13 protein-coding genes and 2 pseudogenes are annotated in these 18,315 nt (G+C 67.6%); 6 read left to right on the forward strand and 9 right to left on the reverse strand.

All coding sequences use genetic code 11. The features are described 5' to 3' along the window. Window positions 1–173: 173 nt before the first annotated feature. A pseudogene (locus tag OG507_RS31505) lies at window positions 174–650 on the forward strand (IS5 family transposase); the annotation flags it as partial. Between the two features lie 9 nt (window positions 651–659). On the opposite strand, the gene OG507_RS31510 reads toward OG507_RS31505, so the two are convergent. From OG507_RS31510 to OG507_RS31520, 3 genes are all read right to left on the reverse strand, one after another. Next, on the reverse strand, window positions 660–1,010 hold the full coding sequence (locus tag OG507_RS31510) for a hypothetical protein (protein WP_327370502.1): 351 nt from the start codon (window positions 1,008–1,010) through the stop codon (window positions 660–662). 809 nt (window positions 1,011–1,819) lie between these two features. Beyond that, entirely contained in the window at window positions 1,820–2,446 is a 627-nt protein-coding gene (locus OG507_RS31515; protein ID WP_327370503.1) for a hypothetical protein, read from the reverse strand. Between the two features lie 51 nt (window positions 2,447–2,497). Next, window positions 2,498–2,761, reverse strand: coding sequence for a DedA family protein (locus OG507_RS31520; protein WP_442811047.1), 264 nt, complete (start codon window positions 2,759–2,761; stop codon window positions 2,498–2,500). A gap of 238 nt (window positions 2,762–2,999) precedes the next feature. Between OG507_RS31520 and OG507_RS31525 the strand changes: the two genes are divergently transcribed. After that, window positions 3,000–6,077 (forward strand): AAA domain-containing protein, encoded by a 3,078-nt coding sequence (locus OG507_RS31525; protein WP_327370504.1) that lies wholly within the window; start codon window positions 3,000–3,002, stop codon window positions 6,075–6,077. A gap of 472 nt (window positions 6,078–6,549) precedes the next feature. Here OG507_RS31525 and OG507_RS31535 read toward each other — a convergent pair whose 3' ends face one another. Further along, complete coding sequence (locus tag OG507_RS31535; protein WP_442811048.1) at window positions 6,550–7,032, reverse strand: hypothetical protein; 483 nt, start codon at window positions 7,030–7,032, stop codon at window positions 6,550–6,552. 352 nt (window positions 7,033–7,384) lie between these two features. Here OG507_RS31535 and metG point away from each other — a divergent pair, with 352 nt between their 5' ends. Further along, window positions 7,385–9,109, forward strand: coding sequence for a methionine--tRNA ligase (gene metG / locus OG507_RS31540; protein ID WP_327370505.1), 1,725 nt, complete (start codon window positions 7,385–7,387; stop codon window positions 9,107–9,109). Window positions 9,110–9,381: 272 nt separating this feature from the next. Here metG and OG507_RS31545 read toward each other — a convergent pair whose 3' ends face one another. Continuing rightward, on the reverse strand, window positions 9,382–9,567 hold the full coding sequence (locus OG507_RS31545; protein ID WP_327370506.1) for a hypothetical protein: 186 nt from the start codon (window positions 9,565–9,567) through the stop codon (window positions 9,382–9,384). 136 nt (window positions 9,568–9,703) lie between these two features. Continuing rightward, window positions 9,704–10,921, reverse strand: coding sequence for an IS110 family transposase (locus tag OG507_RS31550; protein WP_327367044.1), 1,218 nt, complete (start codon window positions 10,919–10,921; stop codon window positions 9,704–9,706). Window positions 10,922–11,235: 314 nt separating this feature from the next. Here OG507_RS31550 and OG507_RS31555 point away from each other — a divergent pair, with 314 nt between their 5' ends. After that, complete coding sequence (locus OG507_RS31555; protein ID WP_327370507.1) at window positions 11,236–12,192, forward strand: helix-turn-helix transcriptional regulator; 957 nt, start codon at window positions 11,236–11,238, stop codon at window positions 12,190–12,192. Window positions 12,193–12,604: 412 nt separating this feature from the next. Next, entirely contained in the window at window positions 12,605–13,234 is a 630-nt protein-coding gene (locus OG507_RS31560; RefSeq protein ID WP_327370508.1) for a 4'-phosphopantetheinyl transferase family protein, read from the forward strand. 228 nt (window positions 13,235–13,462) lie between these two features. Here the strand turns inward: OG507_RS31560 and OG507_RS31565 are convergent. Further along, a pseudogene (locus OG507_RS31565) lies at window positions 13,463–14,037 on the reverse strand (transposase); the annotation flags it as partial. Between the two features lie 1,018 nt (window positions 14,038–15,055). Between OG507_RS31565 and OG507_RS31570 the strand changes: the two are divergent. After that, on the forward strand, window positions 15,056–15,217 hold the full coding sequence (locus OG507_RS31570) for a hypothetical protein (RefSeq protein ID WP_327370509.1): 162 nt from the start codon (window positions 15,056–15,058) through the stop codon (window positions 15,215–15,217). Between the two features lie 219 nt (window positions 15,218–15,436). Here OG507_RS31570 and OG507_RS31575 read toward each other — a convergent pair whose 3' ends face one another. Both OG507_RS31575 and OG507_RS31580 read right to left on the reverse strand, forming a co-directional pair. After that, window positions 15,437–15,970, reverse strand: a complete 534-nt coding sequence (locus OG507_RS31575; protein ID WP_327370510.1) for a TerD family protein — start codon at window positions 15,968–15,970, stop codon at window positions 15,437–15,439. Between the two features lie 848 nt (window positions 15,971–16,818). After that, window positions 16,819–18,234 carry a hypothetical protein gene (locus OG507_RS31580; protein WP_442811049.1) on the reverse strand — a complete coding sequence of 472 codons (1,416 nt, stop codon included), beginning with the start codon at window positions 18,232–18,234 and terminating at the stop codon, window positions 16,819–16,821. Window positions 18,235–18,315: the final 81 nt, after the last annotated feature.

Genomic DNA, 18,315 nt, shown 5'->3' on the forward strand with positions numbered 1-18,315 from the left:
ACCGTCCGCAGCCCGATGACCTGCACCTTCAGCCCGTAAGAGCCTCCAGGACCCTCGAATTACGTCGAACCCGGGTGGGTCGTCGCGGTGGATTCCACGATCGTGCGCGTGCACCAGAACGGCGCCGGTGCCCGTAAAAAGGGGCTCCGGCTGACGAACCCGCAGACTATGCGATCGGACGGTCTCGTGGTGGCCTGACCACGAAGATCCATCTCGCTGCTGACAGCCGCTGTCGCCCGTTGGACTTCGTACTCACGCCCGGCCAGGCCGCAGACGCGCCGGCGTTCGATCAAGTGATGGCTGCCATCCGGGTTCTCGGTCGGGTTGGCAGACCCAGGACCAGGTCCTACATGGTGTTGGCGGACAAGGCGTACCCATCACGAGCCATCCGGGACCACTTGCGACGGCGCCGAGTACGGGCCGTGATCCCGCAACCTGCCGACCAGATCGCCAACCGCAAGCGCAAGGGGCGCAGCGGCGGGCGCCCACCCGGCTTCGACCGCGAGGCGTACAAGCAGCGCAACACCGTCGAACGCTGCATCAATCTCCTCAAGCAATGGCGTGGCCTGGCCACCCGCTACGAGAAGACAGCCACGGTCTACCGCGTCGGCCTCCTCATCGCGGCCATCTTCCTCTGGTCCGTCCACTGAAAGAGCAGCTCACGGCCGGAGGCACTCTCCCTGCGGATCGAAGCAGATGAGTCCATGCTCGCGAGCCAGCGAAGCTGCGTACTCGGACACCTCCTCTGCCTTGCCGTGACGCATAAGCAGGTACATGATCGGGCCCGACGCCTCCCCGATGACCGGCGGCGACGCCCATACGACACTGCGGTCGATATCGTCCGGGTATCGCGCGACGAGGGCTTCCACGTACGCCGCTATGCGCGGCGCCGGAGGCACGACCACCTCGTCCGACTCCAGGTAGCGCTCGTAGAGCTCGTCGTAGGTCGAGCCCGCTTGGTCGTCGTTTTGTGGACGGTCGCCGTCCCACACAACAAGGTCATAGCTCACAGGCGCATCGTCGCAGGCAGCGGTTCTGCCGACGCCAGCAGGCCCTGAGATCGAACCTCCACCAGTGATCCGTAAGAGACCCCCTACGCGTGCTCCACGGCTCAGGGAGTCATGCGCATCGAGCACGAGCGAGGCGGGCCGTCGACAGCGTCTTCCGCGAGGGCGGAGACACCGACGACGGCCCGCAGAAGGCCCGGAGGGAGAAAAACCATCCTGACCTGCGGCTGAATCAAATGTCGCGGAAGAGGCCAGCCAGCCCTGTGACCTGCCACGACGGACCCCGCCGGGGCGTTGACCTGTGTGAATGTCCTTTCGGCTGTTTCACGCTCATGCCTGTTGATGCAGCCGGAAGTCCCAGAAAAGTCCCAGGAGACTCCCACCGCCAGCGGCCAGTCTTTCGGCTCTATGCAGCGTGCGGGGCTGCGGTGTGGGCTTGGGGCTCGTGCATCGGTGGTCCGCCTTGACTGAACGGCAGCGCACGCTCTGGCAGCGGCTCCATGCGTTTCTGATGACATCGCATGTTGAGTGTGTTGCTGTTCTGGAGCCAGTAGCGAAGGGCGCCTGAACAGCCCTTTTGTAGTTTCTGTGAGCTTGTTCAACCTGCCTTTCGGGGTTTGGGCGGGTACACCGCGTGGAGTGCGTTGCGTTGATCTGAGGAGCGGTGCTGGCGCAACGCCTCGGTATTACTGTCCTGTGCTCGTGACCGGTGGTGCTGTCTGCAGCTGCCTGTGGCTTCGGGATCCCCGCCTCCTGCGGTGCGGTAAGAGGGCGAGCAGGGCCCGCACCGCTTCCGCGGATTCCAGACGCGGCTATGGCGTTCCCGACCTGTTGGGCAGCAGTGTTGTAGTCGCCTGTCGGCGCGATTGTCCTTCCCATTCTCGCCGCTCCCTCTGTTCGCGTTCTTCGCGCCGGAGGCGTTGCGCGTTGACGACGGCTTCGAGGCTGGGCAGTCGCCAGTGCTTGGGGCGTATGGATGCGAGGAGTTGGTTGAAGGTGTCGAGCGAGTGCTCGTCGTCGATGGACTCACCTCGGTCGGCCTCGAGCCGCCTCCGGATCTCCAGCCAGCGGTGTGCCCATTCGCTGATGTGCCAGCTGGTCATGGCGTCGAGATAGCGGACGGCGGGGCGGGTGCCGTTGATGCGACGTTGCTGGTTGAGGGATTGGCGCCCGGCGTGGATCTGTTCAAATTGCCAGAGCAGGTTGAAGTAGTGGTCGAGGACCATGTCTGGGGTTTCGTCAGTGGGCCCGGTCCCGCGCCTGTAGCGCTCGAGGACGCCGCGGGACTTCGTGGTGTCGGCTGAGGTGAGGTTACTGAAGAGGGAGCGGGCAAGTTCGAAGCCGGCGCGGGCGCTGTTGCCGCGGGTGGTGTACGCGGCGATGCACGCACTGATGACGGCAATGCTGGCAGACACGAGGGCAGTGTTGGTGGGGCTCATGCTCGGCAGCATGGCCCGCCCGGAGCCGGGTCATGTACAGCTTGAGCCGGTTCAGAGGTTAGGACGATGACCAGTCGGATCAGCTCCTGCTGTCGCCTTCCGTATGCCAGTCGCCGGAGTGACGGCGGCCAGTGAGACCACGTTCTGGATCGAGGAGCCCAGCGCGTAGCCGTCCAGGGTCAGGCCGACGCTCCACACAACACCGCTGGCGATCTGCCACACGGTGAACGCCCGCACCGGGGCCCCAGTGCAGCCCCCGAGCGGATTGAGCACCGTGCGCACCGGCGGCGCATACCGTGCGAGCACGATCGCCATTGCGTGCCCGTACCGCGCGAGCAGTACCTGAGCCGCCACCTCCGGGTGGAGCCGGGGCCAACCTCTGGCCCGCCCTGGCCGAGGGTTGCCGAAGTCGCCACCGGTAATGGCTGATCGCGAATGATTCCGGCCAGCGACAGGTCAGTGACTGGCCATAGCCGTCGAGTGCACCGTTCGACAGCTGCAAACTCACGTACGGTCTTCGGACCTGTGGGGCGATGCTGGGGGAGCGGTGTACATGACCGGGGCGGGGCGGCCTTATCCCGTCGAGGAGCTTCTGACGGCGGTGCGCGCCGAGATCCTCGCCGAACTCCGGAGCGATGCCGAGGGCGCCACGAAGGTCGCTCTTTCCAAGGGGCGGCTTCTCTCACAATCCGGGGGGACACGCGAGTATCTCTTCGAGTGCCGCACCTGGCACGACAGCCTGGACGGTGCTTCTGTCCTCGCCCGGCCGTCACATTCCCGTAAGGCGTGGGACCCGGCCGAGGCGTCTCGCGCTCCGGACGGGACCGTACGGCTCGTGACGAAGGCCGATCTCGGCGCGGCGCCCGCGAACATCCAGATTCGCAAGGACGACTCCGCGAACTGGGCCGCGCTGGCCGAGCGCCTGGAGACGGCTGGCGGTCAGGACAGTCCCGTCGACGCGGACCACGCGGGCTGGCTGGTCGGCCGGGGTACCCCGCGCACCGGCCGTGCCGAGAACCCGGGGCAGTGGGTGGCGAACTGGGCGGGGCTCCAGCTGAACCCACGTCAGCGCGACGCCGTCGCGCAGGCCCTCGCTAGTGAGGTGCTGTTCTTGTGGGGGCCGCCCGGCACCGGGAAGACGGACGTCGTCGGTCACATCGTCGAGGGCAGCTTCCGCCAAGGTCTCAAGGTCCTGTTTCTTGCCCCCACGAACGTCGCGGTGGACCAGGCGCTTGAGCGGATGTGCTCCCTTTTGGAGCACGAGGAGGGTTTCGCCGAGGGGATCGTCCAGAGGGCAGGGACCATTGTCCTGCCATCGCTGCGCAGCCGCTACGGAGACCAGGTCGCCCCGGCCCGGATTGCCGCCCTGATGGTGGAGAGCATCGACCGACAGATCAGCACGGCGACCGACCAGCTCAAGGGTGCGAGAGCGGCGCTGGCCTTGCACGACCGGATCCGGGGCCTGGAGTCGGATCTGGCCGCCGGCACAGAGGAGATGGCGGAGGCCGACCGTGACCACGCCGCGGCGGCGAAGACTGTTGCGGCTGCGGACACCCTAGCCGTACAGCTGCGGCGGAAAATGGAGAAGGTGGGGCCACCGACCGGATTCCTCGTGGAGCGCAGAACCGCGAAACTGAGCGACCTCTGGTCCGCCCTGGCGCACGAGGAGGAAGAGGCGAAGCGGGCCAGGGCGGACGTCGCGCGCGCCGCCCGGCGCCGCGCGGCAGGCGAGAAGCAGGCGGCCGAGGCCCGCCGAGCCCTCCCCGCGGCCCGTGCCGCCGTCGAAGGGGTCCCGCCCAGGCAGATCGTCGCCGAGTCCGCTGCCTCGCTTCAGGAGCAACTTGACGAACTTGGCCGGAAACGCAAGCAGATCCAGGACGAGGTTCGCTCCCACTGCCGGGTGCTCGGAGCGACGGTGGCCAAGGCCGTCCAGTCGAGGAAACTGCTCGACGAGGTCGATGTTGTGGTGATCGACGAGGCCGGGATGGTCAACCTGCCGTCGGCCTGGTTCGCCGCCGGTCTCGCCCGCAAGCGGGTGGTCGTGGCGGGAGACTTCCGACAGTTGCCCGCCGTGACCAAAGGTGACGGTGACCGGGCAGCGAGCGAGGAGGAGCGCACCCACTCCCGCGAGTGGACCGCTCGGGACGCCTTCCACGCCGCCGGACTGGTCGACCCTTCCGGTCGGGTACGCCAGGACCCTCGCCTGGTGGCGCTCGACACCCAGTACCGGATGAGGGAGCCGATCTGCGCGGTGGTCAACGAGGTGGCGTATCCGGACGCACCGCTCAGGACCGGGCGCGGAAACACCAGCCGCCTGCCGTTCGCCCCGCTCATCGACTCCCCGGTGATCCTGATCGACACATCCGGCCGCCGGATCCCCGGCGGCGGCCGCAAGCCCCACATGACGAACGCCGTCCATGCCGCGGTCATCCACGAACTGGTCCGAGGGCTCCAGTACGAGGGAATCCTGCCCGGACGGAAGTGGCAGGACGTCCCCGAGGGGGAACGGGCGACCGACCGTCTCGCCGTCATCTCCCCGTACAAGGAGCAGGTCAAGGCGCTCAAGAGCAGCCTGGCCCACCGCTTTGGGGAGGACTACGACGGCCTGGTCGACACTGTCCACCGGTTCCAGGGCAGCCAGCGCCCCGTCGTGCTCCTCGACACGGTGGCGGGCGCCGGCAAGGACCCCGGCTTCTTCTACAGCGGAACGGGCCTGTCCTCGCAGACCTGCCGCCTCCTGAACGTCGCCCTCAGCCGGGCCCAGGACCACCTGGTCGTCGTGGCAGATGTCGCCTTCCTGCGCAGGCACCTGGCCCCGCACAGCGAGGCACTGGCGATGGTCGACCACCTGGAGGCGCACGCACAGACCATCTCCGCCGACCAGCTGATCCCAATCCGCGACGCGGACCAGCTGGCCACCCTGTCGGAGGAGGAACTGGCGCGACCGGCGTTCTTCGAGCACAGCGAGGTCTTGGAGGCGGTGGCATGGGATGTGGAGCGAGCACAGCGCAGCATCGAGCTGTACTCGGCGTTCATGGACGCACCTCCCGTCCGCCGGTGGGCCCGGATGCTCGGCCCGAAGGCGGCTGAGGGGCTCCAGATCACGGTCTTCACCCGCCCGTCGGAGGAGCAGCAGGAGCCCTCCCGCGTGGCGCGGCACAGGGAGCTGGTCGGGGAGCTGGAGGCCGTCGGCTGCCGGGTCGAGTTCCGCGATCGTATGCACGAGAAGGTCCTCATCCTGGACGGCTCGGTCCTGTGGCACGGCTCGAAGAACCTGCTCGCGAACATCGGGCCGACGGACCTGATGATGCGTTACACCGACCCTGCCTCCTGCGACCGTGTACGGCGGCTGATGGAGCGCACCCGCATGGAACGCCCGGCACGAGGGCCGTGGCGTCCCGCCAGAGAGACCGCTCCAGCGTCCGAGATACCTGCCCAGCGAGCCGAGGCGCCGGCAGGCAAGGTGTACCCGGGGCTGGTACGGGACGGCCGTCTGTACCTCGACGTCCCGTACGAGCAGAAGGACGAGGCCAAGCGCCTGCTCAGGGCCCAGTGGGACAGGGAGGCCCGGCACTGGTGGGTCGACGCGGACCGGATCACCCGGGAACAGGCGGCGCGCTGGCTGCCGTAGTTGCAGCTCACCGCGAGCTGCGAGGGACGTACGCCGCCAGATGCTTCCGGCCGATGTAGCCGATACGCACGCGGCCCTCCTCGGTGACCGCCCTCAGATGGATGCGGCCGGGCCTCGGCCGGAAACCGGGTGTGGAGACTAAACAGCCGTTTGTTCCCGTCCATGTCGGTGAAGTTGCACAACCTGAGATTGATCCGGGTATCGCTCTCGGGGACCACCTTGATGCGCCAGGCCGGTTCCGAGCCCCCGGCTTCCAGGCTTCGGCCGCTGTACGAGGTGCAGCGATATCTTGACGCATATTCGATGCACGAACGGCCCTTCTGATATACGTTCTGATGGGGCATCAGATCATTGCTTCTCGCAGATGTCGGTGCGGCGGCGGACGCTGCCGAGGGGGCGGAGCTGGCCAAGCTCCTTGAGAACGCTTTCCGGCACATGAACATCGCGCTCGTAAAGAGCCGGCGATCTTCGCTCACGACCTGGGTCTCGACGTCTGGGCGGCCATTAACGCGGCGTCCACCGAGCCGTTCGGCTTCATGCGCTTCACCCCGGCCCCGGCGTCGAAGGTCTCTGCCTGCCCCTTGGGGTTCTCCAGCCTCCGGGTGGGATTCCCGGGGTCGATGCGCTCCGGCCTGTACCCGAGGTGGAAGTCCCGGTCGGCGGTCAGGCCGGAGCTGCGCTCGAGGATCGGGCGGAACACCTCCTCGGTCGTCCCGGCGTACATGGTCGATTCCAGGACGACGGTCGCTCCGCGGGTGAGCTGGTGGCCGAGCGTCCTTGCCGCGTCCTCGACGTGCGACTCACCGAGCATGCGTCGCTTGATCCGCGCGGCGTCGACGTCGAGCCCGACGGTGTGGCGCCCTATCTCAGCGGCTCGCACCGCGAGCGGGAGCTCGACGTATTTCTGTCCCACGACGACGACGCGGAGTCGACGGGGCTCGTGGTTCCTGACCATGCGGTCCTCGCTGCGGTTCGGGATGGGGGCTGGGGTGGTGAGGACGTACTCGCGGCGCGAGATCCGCCGCGGGTGGTGGCCGTAAGATGGGGATCGCCTCGGCCGTCTGGGACTCGCTTGGCCGCCTGTCTCAGACGGTCGAGTGCTTTTGGATGAGGCAAGGAGAGGCGGGAAAACCCACGGGCTGGTCCCGCCCCCGGTTCGATAGGATGACGATGGCTTGCAGTCCCGTTCCGTCGCCATGAGTGTCGTCGACGTGTGATCGGAATGATCGCATCGGCTGCGGCCTCCTGACCTGGGCACGCCGTGGCAGCGCCATCGGCGCCGTACGTACGAAATGGAGCATCCAAGGATGGCTCGACACCTGGTAACCAGCGCGCTTCCCTACATCAACGGGATCAAGCACCTGGGCAACATGGTCGGGTCGATGCTTCCGGCGGATGTGTACTCCCGGTACCTCCGCCAGCGTGGCCACGATGTCCTCTACATCTGCGCCACCGACGAGCACGGCACTCCGGCTGAGCTCGCCGCGAAGGAAGCCGGACTTTCCGTCGCCGAGTTCTGCGCGCAGGCGCACGACGCGCAAAAGGCCGTGTACGACGGTTTCGACCTCGCCTTCGACTACTTCGGGCGTAGCTCCTCGCAGCAGAATGTCGAGATCACCCAGCACTTCGCGCGCAAGCTGAACGAGAACGGCTTCATCGAGGAGCGTGCGATCCGTCAGGTGTACTCGCCGGTCGATGGCCGTTTTCTTCCGGACCGGTACGTCGAGGGCACCTGCCCGCACTGCGGGTACGACAAGGCCCGAGGTGACCAGTGCGAGAACTGCACCCGCGTCCTGGACCCGACCGACCTGATCGACCCGCGCTCGGCGATCAGTGGTTCCACGGACCTGGAGGTCCGCGAGACCAAGCACCTCTTCCTGCTGCAGTCCAAGCTTCAGCCCGAGGTTGAGGAGTGGATCGCCACCGTCGGCGCGGAGTGGCCGCACCTGTCCACGTCCATCGCCCGTAAGTGGCTGACCGAGGGTCTGAACGACCGTGCCATCACCCGCGACCTGGACTGGGGTGTGCCCGTCCCGGCCGACACCTGGCCGGAACTCGCGGCCGAGGGCAAGGTCTTCTACGTCTGGTTCGACGCCCCGATCGAGTACATCGGCGCGACGAAGGAGTGGGCGGACGCCGCCTCCGGCAGTGAGACCCGCGACTGGAAGTCGTGGTGGTACGAGGCTGACGACACTGTCCGCTACACGCAGTTCATGGCGAAGGACAACGTCCCCTTCCACACGGTGATGTTCCCGGCCACCGAGCTCGGCGTGCGTGAGCCCTGGAAGAAGGTCGACGTCGTCAAGGGCTTCAACTGGCTGACGTTCTACGGTGGCAAGTTCTCCACCTCCCAGAAGCGCGGCGTCTTCACGGACGCGGCCCTGGAGATCCTGCCCGGCGACTACTGGCGGTACTTCCTGATCGCCAACGCTCCCGAGTCGGACGACTCCTCCTTCACGTGGGAGCACTTCACCGCCACGGTGAACAAGGACCTGGCGGACACCCTCGGCAACTTCGTCAACCGCGTGCTGTCGTTCTCCCGCAAACGGTTCGGCGACGAGGTTCCGGCCGGGCACGCCGCCGGCGAGGCGGAGGCGAAGCTGGGTGAGGAGATCGCGCGTCTGCTCGGCGAGTACGAGGAGCAGATGGAGGCCCTTCAGTTCCGCAAGGCCGCCGCTGCCCTGCGTGCGCTGTGGTCCGCGGGCAACTCCTACCTGGAGGAGAAGGCTCCCTGGCTGGAGATCAAGACCGATGCTGAGGGCGCCGCGCTGACGCTCCGTACCGCGATGAACCTGATCCACCTGTACGCGGTCGTCTCCGAGCCGTTCATCCCGACCTCGACGGCCGCGATGCGCGGGGCCTTCGCTCTGGAGAACGACACCGCGACCTGGGTCACTGCCGACCAGGCCAAGTCCCTGGACACCGTCCCGGCCGACACCGCGTTCACGCTGCCGCCGGTGCTCTTCGCGAAGATCACGGAGGAGGACCTGGAGTCCTACCGTGAGCGCTTCGGCGGCGCCCCGCAGGTCTGACAGACATCCCCGCACCCATACCGTCCCGACTCTCATCGGGCGGTACGGGTGTGGAGGAGGAGGGCAGGCCCGCGGGCGAGGCGTTCATCAGCTGCACGTGCGGAGCCGGACCACCCATCTCCACGCGCGTGACTCCTGCGGACCCGGGCACGTGCTGGAGGTACCGGTCGAAGCCGTTCCCGGTGAGCCACAGCAGCAGGCAGGCGATGCCCCCACCGTGCCCGACGAGACGATGGTTCGCCGTCCCCCGCAGGGGACCTCGTCCCAGAGGTCTACGTAGCGGGCCTGGACGTCCTCCGACGACTCGCCGCCCGGCGTGCGGAGCCGGTGGCGGCGAGTTCCCTGGGCCGGCCCCCGAGGTGACCGCTGTCCTTGGCGGCCAGACGCTCGTCGACGCGGACAGCGGCCGGAGCGAGCGCGGCGGTGAGAATCTCGGCCGACTCCCGGCAACGGGACATCGGGCTGTGGCGACCTCGTCGTGCTCGGCCTGACTCATGGCGGGGAAGCGGTCGTGGTGCCACTCGACATAGAGGACCTCTATGTGTTTCGTCAAGGCGCCCGTGGTGGGTTTGGGGTAGTTCGGTGTTGCTGGGGTCACGCGGCGAGCTCAACGTCTTTCGGCGCCCGAGTCTCGTAGAAGGTGCCGTCGCGGAGCATGGCGAACAGGACGCTGATGCGTTGGCGGGCGAGGCGGAGGAGGGCTTGGGTGTGGGTCTTGCCGCGGGCGCGTTGCTTGTCGTAGTAGGCGCGGGAGGCGGGGTCGGCGTTCATACAGGCGAAGGCAGAGAGGAACATGGCGCGTTTGAGCTGCCGGTTTCCGCCTCGGGGGGCGTGTTCGCCGTGGATAGAGGTGCCCGACTGCTTTGTCGTGGGCGCGAGACCGGCGTAGGAGGCCAGGTGGGCGGCGGTGGGGAAGCTGGAGCCATCGCCGACGGTGACCAGCAGGACGGCGGCGGTCCTGACGCCGACGCCGGGCATCGAGGTCAGGACCTGGGAAAGAGGGTGGGCCTCCAGCAGGGCGTTGATCTGGGCTTCCATTGCCCGGCGTTGGGTGTGGACGGCGGCCAGGGACGCGGCGAGAGAGGGGATAACGATGTCGAGGGTGCCGGCGCCCGGGACCACAACGGTTTGCTCGTCGAGCGCGTCGAAGACCTCGTCGATCAGCCGCTGGGCCATGCGTGGGGCCTTGGGCCGGATCAGTTCGACGAGCCTGCGGCGGCCGGCTTTGCGCAGGGCGGACGGGGAGCCGTAGCGCTCCAGCAGCCAGGTCACAGCCTGGTGGTCCAGACGTGGCCCGAGGACGCGTTCCAGGGAGGGGTGGAACTGGGTGAGCAGGCCGCGTATCCGGTTGGAGGTGCGGGTGGCCTCTGCGGCGAGGTCCTGGTCGAAGCCGACGAGGACGGTGAGCTCGGCGGTGATCTCGTCGGTGAGTTCGAGCGAGCGCAGGGTGTGCGGCATGGTGCGGGCCGCGTCCGCGATCACCGCGGCGTCCTTGGCGTCGGTCTTGGCCTCGCCGGGGTAGAGGTCGGCGATCCGGCGCATGGCCAGGCCGGGCAGGTAGGCGACGCGGCAGCCGGCGTCGCGGGCGACGGTCAGCGGGAGGGCACCGATGGAGGCGGGCTGGTCCACGATGACCAGGACGGTGCCGAACTTCGCGGCAAGTTTGTCGAACACGGCCCGCAGCTTCGGTTCGCTGTTGGGCAGCGGCTTGTCGAAGACCTTCTTGCCGGCCGGGGTGAGTCCGTGGCCGTGGTGAGCGGACTTGCCGACGTCCAGGCCGAGGAACACGCCCACGTCTTCGATCTCGAACATCGCACCCTTCCAGGGGTGTTGACGGTGCCGGCCTCGGCTCGGGTGTCGTGCTCGCGCATCCACGTTATGCAGACCTGCCGCCCGCGAACTGCCCGGCATTGCGCCGGACCGGACGGTGGCCGGACCTCTGATCAGCGTCTCCGACGAACACCCCCGGACCCGGCGACACCACCCCCCAGGTCATGCCTTCGACAGGGGGCAACAGTCATACCGGGCCCGGAGGCCAGCGGCCCCGTTGCAGGACCGCGAAAAAGATAACGGGGTAATTTGTGCTTGAGTCATTGGGTTTGGATGAGACCGCACAGGCTGTGTACTTGAGGATTCTCGGCGACCCTGAACTGCGCATTCAAGATCTGGTTGTGCAACTCGGGTTGAGTGAATCTGCAGTTCGGTCATCTCTAGACGAACTTGCACGCATGGAGCTGCTTCGCTCATCGGTTCACGAGCCGGAGGCGTTGCAGCCCGTCAGGCCAGAAGTGGCCTTGCATGCCTTGCTCGCCCGTGAACAGGCGGAGGTGTCCCTCCGACAGCAGAAGCTGGCGGAGAGCCGGGTAGCTGTGGAAGCGTGGCTGGCGGCTCAGGCGGACCGCCGGGACGATGCGGCTCCCAACGTTGAGCGTCTTGTCAGTATCGACCAGATACGCGACAAGCTTGGCCAGCTGGCGGGTTCGTGCCAGTCGGAAGCATGTTCCTTCATGCCAGGTGGGGCACAGTCCAGAGCCAGCCTGGATGCGAGCCGCCCTCTGGACGAAGAGGCGATGGCTCGCGGTGTGCGGCTTCGGACGGTGTATCAGGACAGCGCTCGCAATGATGGGGCCACGCTCGAGTATGCGAAGTGGCTCCATGCGCGAGGTGGTGAAGTGCGCACTACCCCAACCCTGCCCCTGCGCATGCTCGTCATCGACCGTCGTCAGGCGCTAGTCCCTTTCGCTACTGAGAACTCTGGGGCGGGCGCGTTGCTGCTTACGGGTGAAGGGATCGCGACCGCTCTGATGGCTCTGTTTGATTCGGTGTGGCGCGAGTCCGTCCCGTTTGGGCTCACGCCGTCGAGGGATGAGCAAGGGCTATCGATACAGGAACTCCGAATACTTCAGCTCTTGGCCCAGGGGTGTACCGACGAGGTCGCCGCGCGCCGCATGAGCGTCTCCGTTCGTACCGTCCGCAGGGTCTCCTCCGAGCTGTCGTCTCGCCTCGGCGCGCAAAGCAGGTTCCAGGCAGGCGCCAAGGCGGTCGCGCGTGGCTGGCTCAAGCGAGAGGACCTCGAAGTTTGAGCAAGGGGTACGCAGGCGCACCCGCTCTGGGCGCCAGCACGGCAGGTCGGCGCTGATCGCCCGTGGGCTGCCGCTCCTGGTAGGCCGACTGTCGCGGGAAAGCTGCTGCGGCCGTGTCGGGGGCCTGAAAGGCTTGTGTCAATCATGTCCTGTTGGGCACTACCTTTGGCTTTTTGCGCCCTTGAGGGGTTGGTCATGCAGTTGGTTGATTGCGGATGCGATAGTTCGTTGTCGCTTGTTGGCTGAGTCCGGTTCGGGCGGCTGTGAAGAAATTCTGATATTAGTTGGCGGCGCCGGGGAGTCGCAGCTGGGTCCTGTCCGGAGCTCTCGTCACTGGGAAGGCTCGTACGGCCTTTCGTGGCTTTGCTCACGGAGCAGACCTTGCCGCCCCCTTCACCGTTACCGTGGATCCATGATCGTCGCGCCGTCTCCGAGCGTCTCCCTCGAACTCGACCCCGAGCAGCTGTTGCCGCTCGCCCGTCCGGGAGTGTCAGACTCCCCAGTCGTATGGTCGGTCGACGTCCGGGACGCTTATGTGGCCGCACATGTCGGTCTGCGCATGCTGCTCGGCCTGTACCTGGGCATGTCCCCAGACCGCGTCCGGATCATTCGCCGACCCTGCCCCAACCCGGACTGCGGGGAGCCCCACGGTCGGCCTGGCGTGCGGGGCGACGGGATCCACTTCTCCCTCTCCCACACCCGTGGCCTGGTGCTCCTTGCCTTCGCCGGCAGCCCGGTTGGTGTGGATATTGAGAAAATTCCCGACGCGGAGGTCACGGCCAAGCTGGGCCCTCTGTTGCATCCCCGCGAGATTGCGGAACTCGGTGCCCTCCGGCCCACCGAACGCCCACCTGCGTTCGGCCGCGCCTGGGCCCGCAAGGAGGCCTACCTCAAGGCCCTCGGCACCGGCCTGTCTCGCGGCACGGCTGCGGACTACTTGGGCACCGCCCCGACTCCGCCCCAGCCCCCACCGGGCTGGTCCCTCACCGACATCGTTGCTCCGGATGGTTACGCTGCGGCGGTTGTCCATCAGCGGCCCTGATAGGGCCGCGGTTGCAGCACCCGGCCATGCTCATGTGCTGTAACGGCTCAGGTCCGCAAGGCCGGCAGGCGTCGACTAGCCTCGCCGTTCGGTTGGGCTGAGGCGGCTGCGTTGATCATCAACTGTTGGGTGGTCGAGGCGATTTTGTTGCCTGGGCATGGTGGAGTCCCGGCGCAATGGTCGGGTTCTCCGGGTCCTTCGGATCGTGAGTGGTGGGGGGTCCGCAGGTCAGCCAACCGGTCGGGGCAGTGCGGCAGGCGGTGGAAAGCCGTGGCCAGCTCGTGTCTCCAGGGCCAGGTCGCCGAGATCCGCAGGCGGAGGCGGCGTCCACCGCGGGTGAGGCGGGCGGCAACGTGTAGCAGCCGGTAGCGAAGTTTCTTGGGTTCGGCGGCGGCAAGTTCGCCATGCAGCAGGAGAACGCGGGCCCAGGCGAGGAGATCGATCGCCGTGAGGCTGAGTTCAAGCCAGGTGGCGTTGACGTCGAAATGGCGGGAGGGGAAGCGGCCGAAGCCAGTGTTCTTGCCGCACCGGATGTGGTCCTCGACGGTGGCGTGTCCGCGGTGGCGGACCTCCAGGAACTGCGCGGAGCCGCCGCCGGAGTAAGGGGTATCGGTAAGAAATACCTGGTGCCGCAGGCCCTCGTCGTGATCGAACAGGGACAGCTGTGCTCCGGGGTGCGGTCGTTCGCGCCGGACGATGATGCGGGTGCCGGCCGGGTAGCCGGCGAGGTCGACCATGCCGGTCAGCTCGGCGACCTCGGCGCCGTCGCGCAGTGTCCCGTTCTGGTCCAAGGCGGGATGCCAGAGAGCTTCGGGCAGTGACGGGCGGTACCGCAACGGAGCTTCCGCAGGAGCCGCCAGCATTTGAGGGTGGCCATGGCACGTTCGCCGAGGCTGCGGATCTTGGCGTGATCGCGGTTGTGACGCAGACGCCAGCCGCGCAGACCCTTGCCCCGGAACGGGACGCGGACAGCAGGGCGTGCGCCCTGTTATGCCTTGTCAGCCCAGCGCTTGATGTCGTCGACGGCGAGAGCGGCGGGAATGCCGTGGGTCCGGGCCGCGGTCAGATCGTGGACGGACATCGGACGTTGCGAGGCCACTTCGGCGACAACTCTCCGTAAAGGCTGACGGGTGCTCAGGCTTGCCTGACGTACCGTCAGCCATTCGAGATCATCTTGCACATGCGTTGCACAAGGTGCTGAAAAACAACAATGATCAGTGGAGGGCTGTGAAGGCAGGTATCCGCAGGTCAGCTGGCAAGTTGAGGTGTCGTGCCCCTTGTCCCCAAGGTGCACGACACCGCGCCGATCAGATGTCGCGGAAGAGACCAGCCAGCCCTGTGACCTGCCACGACGGACCCCTGCGGGGCGTTGACCTGTGTGAATGTCCTTTCGGCTGTTTCACGCTCATGCCCGTTGATGCAGCCGGAAGTCCCAGAAAAGTCCCAGGAGACTCCCACCGCCAGCGGCCAGTCTTTCGGCTCTATGCAGCGTGCGGGGCTGCGGTGTGGGCTTGGGGCTCGTGCATCGGTGGTCCGCCTTGACTGAACGGCAGCGCACGCTCTGACAGCGGCTCCATGCGTTTCTGATGACCTCGCACGTGGAGTGCGTGGCGATTCTGGAGCCTGCCACGAAGGGCTCCTGACCTGCTGTTTTGCGAGGTAGGCGGGGCGCTTGACCTGTTTCCGGGCAGGTATCAGGTCAAGCTGGCGGCACGGCTACAGAAGTGTCCTGACCTGCACGTTCTGGACGAGTCGAAGGCTATTCCATCCATGGTTCCGGTGTATGGCTGTGAACTCTTGACGCTCAGGTGACGCTCGGCGTTGTTGTCATCCGGTGTGATCAGCGAGGTCTCCAACGCCCTGGCCGACGCGATTGGTGACAACCGGCTCAGCGGCCCCATGGCCCTGCCCGGCGCCTCTGTGGTCCTGTCCGGAACCATCGACAACATCCCCTGTGTCGCCACTATGGCTCCCCATCACTAGCGACCTCGTCCAGCACATGGGCGGCGCCGGAGACCACGTCATGTGGTTGGCCCTCGCGCTCTCCACATCGGTCGACACGCTTCCCAGCCGGGGGTTCGACCTCAAGCTCGTCGCCGAGGGTGCTGTCGGAGGTTGCAGGAGGGCGATGCAACTCACCGCCCCGCCGTGTGTTCTCGGCCGGCACGGGGGTCGGCCGCACCTCTTCTCGCTGTCGCCCCGTCAGGGGCGCGAGGCGCATCCCATCGCCGCGCTGAAGGCCACCGGATCGCAGTCGAACCCCCGGACCATCTCGTGGAACTCCCAGGCTCCGGAGGGGTTCCTGGCGAACTCCGCCACGGTCCCGGCGGTGGATCCGGCGATCCGCATGAAGTTGTCGTTGAGTAGCTCCGTGTACCCCTCGACGATCAGAACTCCGGCGTTCGATATGCCGCCGAAGGTCTTGAGGCCGGTGTTCTGGTGGATCGCCACCCCGACGACCACCCGAGCGAAGGAGAGGGCGAGGCGATCAAGTTCCAGGGTCATCGCTTCGACGTAGCCGAAGCCCTGGCCGGTCTGGCTGTGCCGGCTCATGTTGATGGTGCCGTCCGGTGAGCGGCTGTCGTAGTGGACGATGTACACGGGTTGCCCGTAGGGGGCGTCGACCGAGTAGGTCGCGGCGATGATGTCGAGATGATGAGGAGGCCGGCCCCAGGGGCTCGGGTCCCACTTGAGCCGCACTTCGGCCTTCCCCAGCCCCGTGTTGCCGCTGCTCACCGGATTCTGCCTCTCCCGCTGTCAAGCCACCACGGGATGATCCCCGCATGTCAAGTATGTCTCGTCACCACCCAGTTGAAGCCTTGAGAACTTCGACTCGGCTCTTGGCGGGGCTTGTCCACACGCCAGGGAAGACGGGATGCCCCGCCATGTGGGTCGTTCGGCGTCCGCCGAACCTGCCGCGTCCCGACGGCGGACCGCAGTCCGCCCATCGATCGGGCGTTTCCTGTCATGGATCACCACATGGCCGTGTCCGCGCACGCCATCGGTTCGACCACCTCCAGCGCGGGCAGACGGAGATCACCTCGTTCAGGGAGGGCGCCACCCGCTGTATCTCCGCCTGCCCGGTGGGGCGATGCGATCCGCAGTTCTGAGGTACCGGGGCACGATGTTCCAGTGCGGCGACTCCCGCTACGGCAGACCCGCCTCGGAGCGAAGCGTCCAGCAGGTCTCCGCCGTCGCATCGTTGTCGACGAAGACGATGCCGCTGCAGCGCAGCCCGGCTTCCGCCCATGGACTTCTGACCCGGCACCCCGGGAGGAACAGGCTCCGAGCCGCGATGCCACCGGAAACGGGGCCGAACCACGGCACGGCCTCCCCGTCACCGGGTCTCTCGCGCGGCAAACCGCTGCACCCACTCGCTCAAGGGACGCGCGGTGGGTTCCGTCCGGACAGCCCCAGCCGGGCACTCAGGGCGTCGGGATCGCGCAGAGCGCGAGGTGCCGTGGTACGAAAGCGATCGCTCGAGGTCATGGCGCGCAGTGTGCCAGGCACCTTCGACAACGGCGGTCGTACCCGTCACCCGTCATCGGCCCCGCTGCTGTCGCGACCAGGCACCGCCGCGGGGATCACCAGCCGGTCATCAGCAGGTGGTTGAGGAGCAGCGCGAGCACCGCCTGAGCGGTGAGCCAGGCGCGGGGGCGGGTGAGGAAGGCACAGGCCGGGAGCAGCCACATCGCGAAAGGGAGCCAGATGCGCTCGGTCTCGGCCTTGCTCATCCCGGACAGGTCGGCGACCAGCAGGGCGAGAAGGGCGGCGGCCACGAGGAGAGCGAGGCGGGCGTCGGTCGGGGCCCGGTCGCGCGCGCCGTCCGGGCGGGTGAGGGCGTCGCCGCGCCCCCGCACGAGCACCGCACCCGTCCGCCGCAGGCCCGCCGCGGTCGCCAGCCCGGTGATGAACACGGTGCAGGCGAGGTTTGCCCACACCCAGTAGCCGTAGGGGCGGATACCGCCCGCGCCCTGGTAGTAGCGGGTGACCAGCAGGCGGTATGCCTCCCACCAGTCGAATCCGGCGAGCGTGAACGCCATCGGCACGACGGCCGCCCCGGCGAGCAACACCACCAGCAGCACAGGGCGCTCCCGGACCCGGTGCCGACCGAGCAGCAGCACCGCCGCGCCGATGAGCGCGAAGAGCGTGAGGCCGTAGGAGAGGTAGCAGGTCAGGCCGAACAGCAGTCCGGACGCTCCGGCCGCCCAGAGGGAACCCCGGGTGACCGCGAGCGCCAGCAGGGCCACCGCCCAGGCCGCCACCGCCGCGAAGTAGGCGTCGGCCGAGGTGCCCATCCACACCGCGGCCGGTGCCAGGACCAGGAAAGGGGCCGCCCGTCGTGCCAGGCGTTCGTCGGCCAGTGCGCGGATCGCGACCAGTACGGCCACGCAGGCCGTCGCGCCGACCGTGATGCACCACACGCCCGCCCAGCCGCCGCCGTGCAGGCCGATCCGGTCGAGCAGGACGAAGGTGAGGGGGGCTGCCGGGGGGTGGCCGGCGATGTGGGCGGGCCAGTTGTCGGGGGAGTGGAGCAGGATGTGGTGGGTGAAGTCGCGCAGGGCCGCCGGGATGTCGTGGAAGCGGTCGATGACCTGGAGGTATTCGTTGCGCGTGGTGAGGCGGACGGCGATGCCGCGGTGCCAGCCGTCGATCAGGGCGAGGGAGAAGATCCAGGCCATGGACGTGCCCCAGGCCAGCGGGAGCAGCGTCCGCCAGGGGAGACGGGCCGCGAGGGCGGGGCCGTAGGCCACGGTGACAGTCGCGACGAGTACCGCCGCCGGGGTGCCGGGGCCGACGTGCGGTCCCCAGGAGCCCAGCACCGGGGGCCAGCCGACGATCAGTGTGTGGCGGGTGTCCGGGATGTGGCGGCCGATCAGCACGGCCGCCGTCACCAGCAGGGCGGCGGCCGCGGCGGTGTACAGGTCGAGGCGGAGGTCACGGGACGGGCCGCCGGAGCGCGGGGCGCGCGGCTCGGCGGAACGCAGGGTGCGGGTCACATCCGGAACGCTAGGCCGGGCGGACGTCCACGCACCGCCGTCCGGGGCAGGACGTCAGCGTTTCGTCATGAGTCGCACGCC

Origin of the sequence: Streptomyces sp. NBC_01217 (assembly GCF_035994185.1) — a bacterium.
Lineage (GTDB): Bacteria > Actinomycetota > Actinomycetes > Streptomycetales > Streptomycetaceae > Streptomyces.

What these genes read in the sequence shown, in the direction of transcription:
- OG507_RS31515 (WP_327370503.1), bottom strand. Translation starts at nt 2,446, where the DNA reads ATGAGCCCCACCAACACTGCCCTCGTGTCTGCCAGCATTGCCGTCATC.
- OG507_RS31520 (WP_442811047.1), bottom strand. Translation starts at nt 2,761, where the DNA reads ATGGCGATCGTGCTCGCACGGTATGCGCCGCCGGTGCGCACGGTGCTC.
- OG507_RS31525 (WP_327370504.1), top strand. Translation starts at nt 3,000, where the DNA reads ATGACCGGGGCGGGGCGGCCTTATCCCGTCGAGGAGCTTCTGACGGCG.
- OG507_RS31535 (WP_442811048.1), bottom strand. Translation starts at nt 7,032, where the DNA reads ATGGTCAGGAACCACGAGCCCCGTCGACTCCGCGTCGTCGTCGTGGGA.
- metG (WP_327370505.1), top strand. Translation starts at nt 7,385, where the DNA reads ATGGCTCGACACCTGGTAACCAGCGCGCTTCCCTACATCAACGGGATC.
- OG507_RS31545 (WP_327370506.1), bottom strand. Translation starts at nt 9,567, where the DNA reads ATGTCCCGTTGCCGGGAGTCGGCCGAGATTCTCACCGCCGCGCTCGCT.
- OG507_RS31550 (WP_327367044.1), bottom strand. Translation starts at nt 10,921, where the DNA reads ATGTTCGAGATCGAAGACGTGGGCGTGTTCCTCGGCCTGGACGTCGGC.
- OG507_RS31560 (WP_327370508.1), top strand. Translation starts at nt 12,605, where the DNA reads ATGATCGTCGCGCCGTCTCCGAGCGTCTCCCTCGAACTCGACCCCGAG.